Annotated in this window: 4 protein-coding genes and 3 rRNA genes; 5 read left to right on the forward strand and 2 right to left on the reverse strand. The window is 65.8% G+C overall.

The genetic code is table 11. The features are described from left to right. Positions 1–2309: transglycosylase domain-containing protein (locus ACU436_RS41995; RefSeq protein WP_459032771.1), on the reverse strand; the 2309-nt coding region annotated here is incomplete at its 3' end. Between the two features lie 109 nt (positions 2310–2418). On the opposite strand from ACU436_RS41995, the gene tyrS reads away from it, so the two are divergent. The 5 genes from tyrS (at position 2419) to rrf (ending at position 9653) form a co-directional block, all read left to right on the forward strand. After that, on the forward strand, positions 2419–3615 hold the full coding sequence (tyrS, locus tag ACU436_RS42000) for a tyrosine--tRNA ligase (RefSeq protein ID WP_459032772.1): 1197 nt from the start codon (positions 2419–2421) through the stop codon (positions 3613–3615). A gap of 7 nt (positions 3616–3622) precedes the next feature. Then, positions 3623–4039 (forward strand): secondary thiamine-phosphate synthase enzyme YjbQ, encoded by a 417-nt coding sequence (locus tag ACU436_RS42005; RefSeq protein ID WP_459032773.1) that lies wholly within the window; start codon positions 3623–3625, stop codon positions 4037–4039. Between the two features lie 621 nt (positions 4040–4660). After that, positions 4661–6208, forward strand: a 16S ribosomal RNA gene (locus tag ACU436_RS42010). A gap of 260 nt (positions 6209–6468) precedes the next feature. Next, positions 6469–9467, forward strand: a 23S ribosomal RNA gene (locus ACU436_RS42015). A gap of 69 nt (positions 9468–9536) precedes the next feature. After that, a 5S ribosomal RNA gene (gene rrf, locus ACU436_RS42020) occupies positions 9537–9653 on the forward strand. The 16S, 23S and 5S rRNA genes sit together here, the layout of an rRNA operon. A 1241-nt stretch (positions 9654–10894) precedes the next feature. Here rrf and ACU436_RS42025 read toward each other — a convergent pair. After that, on the reverse strand, positions 10895–11452 hold the full coding sequence (locus ACU436_RS42025; RefSeq protein WP_459032774.1) for a hypothetical protein: 558 nt from the start codon (positions 11450–11452) through the stop codon (positions 10895–10897). Positions 11453–11650: the final 198 nt, after the last annotated feature.

The following is an 11650-nucleotide window of genomic DNA, read 5'->3' on the forward strand; positions in this document are numbered from 1 at the left end:
CCACCGCCGCCGGTCGTCACGCCTGCGCCGGTGTCGCCGCCGGTCGCGCCGGTCCCGCCGTCGGCGCCGGTCCCGCCGGTCTCCCCGGTGGCGCCGGTCGTCCCGCCGGCGGTGCCGCCGCCGGTCGTCCCATCGGCCGCGCCGCCGGCGGTGCCGCCGTCGTCGACGGCGCCCCCTCCGGTCCCGTCGCCGCTGGAGCCCTCGGGCGCGGTGTAGAGCTCGGGCGTCTCGGACGGGGTCGTGCTGACGTCGTCGGCGTCGCCGCCCTTCATCGCCTCCTCCTCGGCCTTGCGCTGGTCGAGGATCGTCTGGGCCGAGACCATGAAGTTGTGCCACAGCTGGGCGGGGTAGGTGCCGCCGGCGACCGGCTCGCCGCCGTACTGGGTCAGCATCGGCACCAGTCTGTCGGGGTAGCCGACCCAGATCGCGACGGTGAACTGCTCGTTCCAGCCGACGAACCAGGCGTCGCCGTAGTTCTCCGTCGTGCCGGTCTTGCCGGCCGCGAAGCCGGGGATCTGCGCCTTCGTGCCGGTTCCGTAGGAGACGACCGTCTGGAGGATCGAGGATGCCTCCTGCGCGACCGCCGGCGGGATCACCTGCTTGCTCTTGAGCGACTTGCGGTTGTCGGCGATCACCTTGCCGTCGGCGTCTCTCACCTGGTGGATGCCGATCGGGCCGCGGTCGGGCGCGCCGAGCGTGTCGTTCCAGATCCGCTTGCCGCCGGTCGCGAAGGTCTCGTAGGCATGCGCCATGTCGAGCGGCGTGACGCCCTGTCTGAGGCCGCCGAGCGTCATCGCGAGGTTGGTCGAGATCGGGGTGCGGATCCCCATCCGCCGCGCGACGCGCGCGACCTTCTTGGTGCCGACCTGGATCCCGACCTCGGCGTAGACCGAGTTGTCGGAGGTCGTCGTGGCGCTGCGCAGCGAGGCGCTGCCGGCGTAGGCGTCGCCGTAGTTTCTGACGACGAACGCCTCCTTGCCGTTGGTTCCCGGGACCGGGAACTCCTTCGGCGCGGAGCTGTAGACGTTGTCGGGCGAGATCCCGTTCTCGAGCGCCGCCACGAGCGTGAACGGCTTGAAGGTCGAGCCCGGCTGGCGCTGACCCTGGGTGGCGAGGTTGAACGGGCGCTCGCTGTAGTCGGGGCCGCCGACCATCGCGCGCACCTCGCCGGTCTTGTTGTCGATCGCGACCAGCGACGCCGACGGCAGCCCGGAGCCCTCGGGCAGCATCTGCTCGATCGTCTCCTCGGCGGCGGTCTGCAGGTCGAGGTCGAGCGAGGTGGTGATGTGCAGCCCGCCGCTGAAGGCCCGGAACGCGCCGTACTTGTTGACGATCTGCTGGCGGACCCAGCTGGTGAAGTACGGCGCCGCGGTCTCCTCCTGCGGCGGCGTCAGGTCGTCCTGCGTCGGCAGCGGGTCGTCGCGGTCGCGCGCGTACTCGGCCGCGGTGATGTAGCCCTGGTCGCGCATGTAGCGCAGCACGAGGTCGCGCCGCGCTCTGGCGTTGTCGGGGTTGGTGACCGGGTCGTAGGCGCTCGGGGAGGCGACGACCGCGGCGATCAGCGCCGACTCGGCCGGCGTCAGCACCGACGCGCACATGTTCAGCTTCGTCGAGCCGCAGCCGCCGGCCTCGCCGTAGCCGTGGCGCTTGCCGAAGTAGACGCGCGCGGCCGACTCGATCCCGTGCGCGCCGTTGCCGAAGTAGATCTGGTTCAGATACTCGGTGAGGATCTTCTCTTTTCTCCACTTGCGCGTGAGGTGGTACGCAAGCGCCGCCTCGCGCAGCTTCTGGAACAGCGTTCGTCTGTTCTGCGCCTCGAGCGCGTTCTTGACGAACTGCTGCGTGATCGTCGAGGCGCCCTGGACGGCGCCGCCCCTGCTCACGTCGGCCCAGACGGCGCGCGCGATGCCCTTCACGTCGAAGCCGTTGTTCTCGTAGAAGCGCTTGTCCTCGATCGCGATGATCGCGTGCTTCATCGCGGGCGCGATCTGGCTGTCGCTGACGAGCACGACGTTCTGGTTGTTCTGCATGATCCCGAGCTTGCGCCCGCGATAGTCGAGCAGGACCGAGTTGTTCTTCGTGACCTTGTACTGCTGCTTGTTCTCAAGGTCGGGCAGGTCGGAGGCGACCGCCATCATCATCCCGAAGACGGTCGAGACGACCGCCAGCAGCGAGAGGCCGACGAGGATCGAGAACAGCCGCAGCTTCTTGATCTTGGGCTTGCTGCCGTCGCGGTTGCGGCGACGGCGCAGGAGGCTCAGCCTGGGACGGCGGCGGCCCGGCGCGGGTGTGTTCCCATCGAAGCTCATACCTTCGTCCGGCGACCCGAGGCCCCGTGTCCGCTGGAGCCGTCTCACCGGTTTGGCGGGCCATGGCGACGAGGCCTCGCCGGGGCGTGCAGTCTAGCATTGGGGCCCCATGGCTCCCCAGACCTCCAGCCCCGCCGCGGCCGCCGGGTGGCTCGCCCGCAACGCGGTCGACTCGCTCCCCGCGGGCGGTCTGGAGCGCAAGCTGCAGGAGGCCGAGCGCGAGCGCCGGCCGCTGCGCGTGAAGCTGGGGATCGACCCGACCGCGCCCGACATCCACCTCGGCTTCACGGTCGTGCTGGGGAAGCTGCGGGAGTTCCAGGACCTCGGTCACACGGTCGTGCTGATCATCGGCGACTACACCGCGCGCGTGGGCGACCCGAGCGGCCGCTCCTCGACGCGGCCGATCCTCTCCGGCGAGCAGATCGAGGCGAACGCGCGCACCTTCCAGGAACAGGCGCTGAAGGTGCTCGACCCCGACCGGCTCGAGGTCCGCCGCAACGGCGAGTGGCTCGACATGCGCACCGAGGACCTCTTCCGGCTGGTGCGCACGACGACCGTCGCGCGCATCATGGAGCGCGACGACTTCGTCAAGCGGACGGCCGCGAGAGCGCCGATCTCGCTGCTGGAGCTGCTGTATCCGCTGCTGCAGGGCTACGACTCGGTCGCGATCGACGCCGACGTCGAGCTCGGCGGCACCGACCAGAAGTTCAACCTGCTGCTGGGCCGCGACATCCAGAGCTCCTACGGCAAGCCCGAGCAGGTGATCCTGACGATGCCGATCCTGCCGGGGATCGACGGCGTGCGGAAGATGTCGAAGTCGTTCGGCAACTACATCGGCGTGACCGAGCCGCCGGAGGAGATCTACGGCAAGACCCTGCGGCTGCCCGACGAGGCGATGGGAAGCTGGTACGAGCTGCTGCTCGGCGAGCCGCTGCCGCCGCAGGAGAGCCCGCGCGACGCCAAGCGCGCGCTCGCGCGCACGCTCGTCGCGCGCTTCCACGACGAGCGCGCCGCCGAGGCGGCCGAGCACGCCTTCGACCGCGTGCACCGCGAGCACCGCCCGCCCGAGCAGATGCCGGAGGCCGCGCTGGCGGTCGACGGCGGCGGGGAGGTCCATCTGCCCGCGCTGTTGGCGAGCGCCTTCGGCGTCTCCAGCTCGGAGGCGCGGCGGCTGCTGAAGCAGGGCGGGGTGAAGCTCGACGGCAGCCCGCTGGAGCCAGAGCCGCTCGACCGGCCGGCCTCCGATCTGGACGGCCGCGTGCTGCAGCTCGGCAAGCGGCGATTCGCTCGGCTGCGGAGCCGCTGAGCGGAAGATGGCGGTCTCCGGCGGGATGTTGCGCGTGGAGACCGCCGGCGGCGGCCAGATCGTCGACCTGACCGAAGGGGTGCGCAGCGTGCTGCGCACCAGCGCGGTCGACCGCGGCCTCGCGGCCGTGTGCGTCCGCGGCTCGACCGCCGCCGTCACGACGATGGAGTTCGAGCCCGGCGGGGTGGAGGACCTCACCGCGCTGCTCGAGCAGCTCGTCCCGCGCGTGCGCGACTGGGCCCACAACCGCCTCAACGGTGATTCCAACGCGCACGCGCATCTGCGCGCGGCGCTGCTCGGACCGTCCGAGTGCGTCCCCGTCGTCGACGGGGAGCTGCAGCTCGGAACCTGGCAGCAGCTGGTGCTGCTCGACTTCGACGACCGCCCCCGGAGGCGCGAGGTCACGGTCCAGATCGTCTCCTAGAAATTTCTCGCGGCGGATTCTCCCCGTCGCAACGGGTTGCTCTGGAATTGCGCCGCGTCGAAAGAGAGCGTCTGCGCGCCAGAACGATGCGAAAACGGCTGCCGGCACGCTGTCAGAGCACCCACCGACGGCCCGAAAAGCCCGTCAGAACGGGAACTTTTGACGAGTTCTTCACCCCAGGACGCATCTGGAAATCGACTCTGTATAGTTCTCGACGCGGCGCAGGACGGGCCGCCCGGAAGGACCAGGCGAAAGGTCGCACCGGGGAGTGGAAACAGAAGGTTGCTTCCACTCCGCGCCCGAGTGCGCTATACTTTCGCGCCCCGCTCTGAGAGCCACTAGCCCTCAGCGCGTGTCAGACGGAGGAGTCCCCTCCCGAGAGGCACGGCGGTCTTTGAAAACTCAACAGCATGTGCACCTGATCGACTGGGCTTCGGCCCATGAAGATCGGTGCGTCCAGGTTTCGAGTGACCTGCTTCGTTTACGTCAGCGTGGCGAAGCAATTCAACGGTCACAACGAGTCATTTGATTTACCCGTCCGGTGCTCCGGGTCTCCCGATCGTGTACATGGGAACCCCTTGTGTGAGCATCGCGACACTCTCTGAGAAGTACATGTCGTTCTTCACGGAGAGTTTGATCCTGGCTCAGGACGAACGCTGGCGGCGTGCCTAATACATGCAAGTGGAGCGACGAACCAGGGCTTGCCCTGGGGCAAAGCCGCGAACGGGTGAGTAACACGTGGGTAACCTGCCCTGATGATTGGGACAACTCGGGGAAACTCGAGCTAATACCGAATGTGCTCTTCGACCTCAAGGTCGTTGAGGAAAGGTAGCTTCGGCTAACCGCATCAGGATGGGCCCGCGGCCCATTAGCTTGTTGGTGAGGTAACGGCTCACCAAGGCTCCGATGGGTAGCTGGTCTGAGAGGACGATCAGCCACACTGGGACTGAGACACGGCCCAGACTCCTACGGGAGGCAGCAGTAGGGAATCTTGCGCAATGCGCGAAAGCGTGACGCAGCAACGCCGCGTGGAGGAAGACGGCCTTCGGGTTGTAAACTCCTTTCAGTTGGGACGAAGTTTCGGTGGTGAATAGCCATTCGGAATGACGGTACCTTCAGAAGAAGCCCCGGCTAACTACGTGCCAGCAGCCGCGGTAATACGTAGGGGGCGAGCGTTGTCCGGAATCATTGGGCGTAAAGCGCGTGTAGGCGGCTCGGTAAGTCTGCTGTGAAAGTCTAGGGCTCAACCCTGGAATGCCGGTGGATACTGTCGAGCTCGAGTCCGGAAGAGGCGAGTGGAATTCCTGGTGTAGCGGTGAAATGCGCAGATATCAGGAGGAACACCAATGGCGAAGGCAGCTCGCTGGGACGTGACTGACGCTGAGACGCGAAAGCGTGGGGAGCAAACAGGATTAGATACCCTGGTAGTCCACGCCGTAAACGATGGGCACTAGGTGTGGGGGGTGTCGACTCCCTCCGTGCCGACGCTAACGCATTAAGTGCCCCGCCTGGGGAGTACGGCCGCAAGGCTAAAACTCAAAGGAATTGACGGGGGCCCGCACAAGCAGCGGAGCATGTGGTTTAATTCGACGCAACGCGAAGAACCTTACCTGGGCTTGACATGTGCCTGACCGCCGTGGAAACACGGCTTCCCTTCGGGGCAGGTTCACAGGTGGTGCATGGCTGTCGTCAGCTCGTGTCGTGAGATGTTGGGTTAAGTCCCGCAACGAGCGCAACCCCCGTCGCATGTTGCCAGCATTTAGTTGGGGACTCATGCGAGACTGCCGGTGACAAACCGGAGGAAGGTGGGGATGACGTCAAGTCATCATGCCCCTTATGTCCAGGGCTACACACGTGCTACATTGGCGCGTACAGAGGGCTGCGATACCGCGAGGTGGAGCGAATCCCTTAAAGCGCGTCTCGGTTCGGATTGCAGGCTGAAACTCGCCTGCATGAAGGCGGAGTTGCTAGTAATCGCGGATCAGCATTGCCGCGGTGAATACGTTCCCGGGCCTTGTACACACCGCCCGTCACACCACGGGAGTGAGCAACACCCGAAGCCGGTGGCCTAACCCGCAAGGGAGGGAGCCGTCGAAGGTGGGGCTCGTGACTGGGGTGAAGTCGTAACAAGGTAGCCGTAGCGGAAGCTGCGGCTGGATCACCTCCTTTCTAGGGAAGGCTTCTCACGAAGCCGTCCGATCGCTCGTCGATCGGAACTAGTACGTCGACCGAACCTGTTCGTGCAGCACGGTTCGCCGGAGCTGCATACATGCTGTTGAGTTTTGAGAGACCGGCTCCCGCCGGTCCTTCCGCTTGTCTAGGACACGGAAGGAGTGCGGGGGCGACGCCTCTCTACGGACCTTGAAAACTGCACAGTAGCCAATGAAACGGGTATCACCGATCATCTCGTGAAGATTGATCAAGATCACCGTCAAGATAGTAAGGGCACACGGTGGATGCCTTGGCACCTAGAGTCGATGAAGGACGTGAACGGCTGCGATAAGCCGCGGTGAGGCGCTGAATAGCCTTTGACCCGCGGATTTCCGAATGGGGAAACCCAGCGCTGGTAATGCGGCGTTACCGCCCGGTGAACACATAGCCGGGAGGGAGACAAGCGGGGGAAGTGAAACATCTCAGTACCCCGAGGAAAGTAAATCAACCGAGACTCCCTGAGTAGTGGCGAGCGAAAAGGGATCAGCCCAAACTTGTTGCGTGTAAGCGGCCACGCGTTGCGCAGCAGGGGTTGTAGGGCGTTTGTTCCGGGGTGTGGCTGCCCCGGCGGAAGTTACAAAGTCATGCAGTAGTCGAAGAGCCTGGAACGGCTCACCAAAGAGGGTAACCGTCCCGTAGACGAAACTCCATGACCTTCCGTCAGACGTTCCTGAGTAAGTCCGCGCCCGTGAAACGCGGACTGAAGCTGGGGGGACCACCCTCCAAGGCTAAGTACTCCTAGGTGACCGATAGCGGACTAGTACCGTGAGGGAAAGGTGAAAAGTACCCCGGAAGGGGAGTGAAATAGTACCTGAAACCGCGTGCCTACAAGCGGTGGGAGCAGACTTGTTCTGTGACCGCGTGCTTTTTGCATAACGAGCCGGCGAGTTACTCGTCTGCGGCAAGGTTAAGCGATGAGCGGAGCCGTAGCGAAAGCGAGTCCGAACAGGGCGACAGAGTCGTAGGCGGTAGACCCGAAACTGAGCGAGCTACCCATGGGCAGGTTGAAGCGGGGGTAAGACCTCGTGGAGGACCGAACCGACCTAGGTTAAAAACTGGGCGGATGACCTGTGGGTCGGAGTGAAAGGCTAATCAAGCTCAGTGATATCTGGTTCTCTCCGAAATATATTTAGGTATAGCCTCGGATCAATTGCGTATTGGCCGTAGAGCACTGTTTGGACGCGGGGCCCTACCAGGTTACCAACTTCAGGCAAACTCCGAAGACCAATACGTTTACTCCGGGAGTCAGTTGCTGGGGGATAAACTTCAGCGTCAAGAGGGAAACAGCCCAGACCGCCAGCTAAGGTCCCTAAATGCTAGCTAAGTGGCAAACGATGTTCGAGTGCATAGACAACCAGGAGGTTGGCTTAGAGGCAGCCATCCTTGAAAGAGTGCGTAACAGCTCACTGGTCAAGTGTTCGAGCGCGGATAATGTAACGGGGCTTAAGCTAGCTACCGAAGCTGCGGGTGCGTGAGACCTACGGGTCGATCGCGCGGTAGGAGAGCGTTCCGATGCCAGTAAAGCGGCGGGGTGACCCAGCCGTGGAGGCTTCGGAAGTGAGAATGCCGGCATGAGTAACGAAAGAGGGGTGAGAATCCCCTCCACCGATTGCCCAAGGATTCCTGAGTAAAGTTCGTCTGCTCAGGGTTAGTCGGGACCTAAGGCGAGGCCGAAAGGCGTAGTCGATGGCTAACAGGTTGATATTCCTGTACCACGTCGTGTTCGCTTGACCGATGGGGGGACGGGGAAGGCTACGGGAACCCAGGCGATGGTCGTCCTGGGGTAAGCATGTAGGGGTGGACCTAGTGAAATGCGGGTCTGCATAACCTGAGGTGCGATGCCAGCTGGCTTCGAGCCGGCGAGTCCCTTACGCCATACCTCCGAGAAAAGCCTCTAGGGAGAACACGCGTGCCCGTACCAAAACCGACACAGGTGGGCAAGTAGAGAATACTAAGGTGATCGAGATAACCCTCGTTAAGGAACTCGGCAAAATCGCCCCGTAACTTCGGGATAAGGGGCGCCCTAGTAGGGTGATGGTCTTCGCGACCGGAGCCCGAGGGGGCCGCAGTGAATAGGTCCAAGCGACTGTTTACCAAAAACACAGGTCTCTGCTAAGTCGAAAGACGACGTATAGGGGCTGACGCCTGCCCGGTGCCGGAAGGTTACGTGGAGGTGTTAGGGTTCGCCCAAAGCACCGAAGCTAAGCCCCGGTAAACGGCGGCCGTAACTATAACGGTCCTAAGGTAGCGAAATTCCTTGTCGGGTAAGTTCCGACCTGCACGAATGGCGTAACGACTTGGACGCTGTCTCAACGAGGGGCTCGGTGAAATTGCAGTCTCGGTGAAGATGCCGAGTACCCGCGGCTAGACGGAAAGACCCCGTGAACCTTTACTACACCCTGGTATTGGAATTCGGCTCACCTCGTTCAGGATAGGTGGGAGGCTTGGAAGCGTTGACTGCGGTTGACGTGGAGCCATCCTTGAGATACCACCCTTGATGTGTTGGGTTTCTAACACCGCGCCGTGAATCCGGGCGGTGAACAGTGCCAGGCGGGTAGTTTGACTGGGGCGGTCGCCTCCCAAAATGTAACGGAGGCGCACAAAGGTTCCCTCAGTACGGTTGGAAATCGTGCGTAGAGTGCAAAGGCAGCAAGGGAGCTTGACTGCGAGACCGACAGGTCGAGCAGGTGCGAAAGCAGGTCTTAGTGATCCGGCGGTAGCAAGTGGAAGTGCCGTCGCTCAACGGATAAAAGGTACTCCGGGGATAACAGGCTTATCGAGCCCAAGAGTCCACATCGACGGCTCGGTTTGGCACCTCGATGTCGGCTCGTCGCATCCTGGGGCTGAAGTTGGTCCCAAGGGTTGGGCTGTTCGCCCATTAAAGCGGTACGCGAGCTGGGTTCAGAACGTCGTGAGACAGTTCGGTCCCTATCTGCCGTGGGCGTTGGAGAGTTGAGAGGATTTGTCCCTAGTACGAGAGGACCGGGATGAACGCACCTCTGGTGTATCTGTTGTCCTGCCAAGGGCATAGCAGGTTAGCTACGTGCGGATCGGATAACCGCTGAAAGCATCTAAGCGGGAAGCCGGCCTCAAGATGAGCTCTCCCATCCCCTTGAGGGAGTAAGAACCCTGGAAGACTACCAGGTTGATAGGCCAGATCTGGAAGAGCAGCAATGCTTGTAGGAGACTGGTACTAATTGTTCGAGGGCTTGACGGATTTTTGATACCCGTCTCAGTGGCGCTGTGCAGTTTTGAAAGCCCGTGGAGGGCGTGGTCTCGCACGTTTTCCGGTGGCTATAGCGAGAGGGAAACACCTCTTCCCATTCCGAACAGAGTCGTTAAGCCTCTCAGCGCCGATGGTACTTGGCCCGCAAGGGCCTGGGAGAGTAGGACGCCGCCGGTTTTTCATTCAGCCCCAGTCGCTTCCAGCGGCTGGGGCTTTTTGCATTTCGGGGCGGTATGCGCGTGGGGGCATGCATGTAACCGCGCGCGGCCCGCTGCCCGCTGCCCGCTGCCCGCTGCCCGCTGCCCGCTGCCCGCGGCCCGCGGCCCGCTGCGCGCTGCCCGCTGCCCGCGGCTCGCCGCCCGCGGATCGCGCTTCGCGTCTGCTTTCTGCGCCGTCCGCTGTCGGCGCCCCGTCCGCCGAACGCGGCCCGCCGATCGCGCTCGGCGTCTGCCTTCTGCGCCGTGCGCTGTCGGCCCCGTCCGCCGAACGCGCCGTCCGCGGCCCGCCGCTCGCGGGTCCGTCGGTCGTGCGAGGTGTCGCCCGGAGCGCGCGGCGGCCGCGCGCGTTGGATCCGCCGCGAGCCACGCGCGTTTCCAGGGCGAGGGGATGTTCTGCGGCCGGGCTTCGCCCGACGGTCCGCGCGTGCGCCGCCACGCGGGCTTGTTTCGTGGCGGATCGCTCCCTGAGCCACGGCATGTCGCGGCTCGAGTGCACATCGCGCCCGGCTGCGCTCGCGGCGTGCGGCTCGTGCGGTTGCCTCCGCGGTGGAGCGGCGGGCGGGCCGGCGGGCACCCGGCGGCGCAGTCGCTGACTGCTTGCCGTGCTCCGCTTGCAGGCCGCGGAGCGCGGCGAGGTCGTCGTCGTGGACGCCAGTCGGCTCGCGGTGTCGCTGTGTGAGGTCCTCTCGACGGCGACCGGGGCCGCGCCCGATTGCAGCTGGGGCCGCCGGGATCGGGGCGCGCCGAGGAGCAAGGAGCGGCCAGCGGCAGGGCGTCTAGGGGCACCGGGTGGCTAGCGGCGGGGGCCAGCGGTGGGGGCGTCTTGTGGAGCCGGTGGGCAGGGGCGCGCGGGGGTGCTATGGCGGCCCGGGGCGCTGCCGCTGCGCGGCAGCCAGCGGCGGGGGCGTCTTGTGGTGCCGGGTGCGCAGGGGCGCGGGGTGCGTGTAGCGGCGCGGGGCGCGGGCGCTGCGAGGCGGCCAGCGGCGGGGGCGTCTTGTGGTGCCGGGTGCGCAGGGGCGCGGGGTTCGCCTAGTGGCGCGGGGCGCCGGCGCTGCGAGGCGGCCAGCGGCGGGGGCGTCTTGTGGTGCTGGGTGCGCAGGGGCGCGGGGTGCGTGTAGCGGCGCGGGGCGCCGGCGCTGCGCGGGCACCCAGCGGCGGGGGCGCCTTGTGGAGCCGCGTGGCCAGGGGCGCGGGGTCAGCCTAGTGGCGCGGGGCGCCGGCGCTGCGAGGCGCCGGCGGGCGGCGCGTGTCGGCGAGCGGCGTGGTGCAGAGCGCTGCGGCGTGCGGGGGCGCGCCGGCTCGGCGGCGGCGCCGGTCGCGGCGCGGGAGTGCGCCGCGGTGCGGATGCTGCCGGGGTGCGGTGGTGCGCCCGGGCCCGCCGGCCGGGGTGGCGGCGGTGCGGGGGCGGTGGGGCCCGGCGGTATCGAGGTCGAACGGGCGGACCGTCGGCTTGGCGAGGTCGACGGCGAGGGGGCGCCGCAGCCGCTCGGCCAGGTCGACGGCGAGGGGGCGCCGCATGGGCTCGGTCTCGGCGACGTCGAGCGGGCGGAGGTTGGGCTCGGGGGCGTCGACATCGTAGGGGCGCCGCAGCGGATCGGGGGCGTCGACGTCGACCGGGCGCCGCAGCGGATCGCGGGCGGCGACGGCGACGGGGCGCGGGATGGGCTCGGCCTCGGCGACGTCGAGCGGGCGGAGCATGGCCTCGGCGAGGTCCATCAGCGCCGCGGCCAGAAGTCTTGGTGCACGAGAAGAGAACATGTGTTCGGGGAAGGTAGTGCCCGGATCGGATGGAAGCGAGCGGGGCTGGCCGCGGCAAGGGCCGGGTCGTGAAAAATCCCGTGTTCGCGGGCGAATCTCGTGCATTGACGTGCAAGCGATCTTGCACGCAGGGGCCTGCCGGGGCGAGCAGACGTTCGCCCCGGCGTCGTGTTCGGCGAGTTGCGACGCTCAGCTGGC

It is taken from the genome of Pseudonocardia wallangbongensis (assembly GCF_054486945.1).

Coding starts and splice junctions, on each gene's coding strand:
- tyrS (WP_459032772.1), top strand. CDS start 2,419: ATGGCTCCCCAGACCTCCAGCCCCGCCGCGGCCGCCGGGTGGCTCGCC.
- ACU436_RS42005 (WP_459032773.1), top strand. CDS start 3,623: ATGGCGGTCTCCGGCGGGATGTTGCGCGTGGAGACCGCCGGCGGCGGC.
- ACU436_RS42025 (WP_459032774.1), bottom strand. CDS start 11,452: ATGTTCTCTTCTCGTGCACCAAGACTTCTGGCCGCGGCGCTGATGGAC.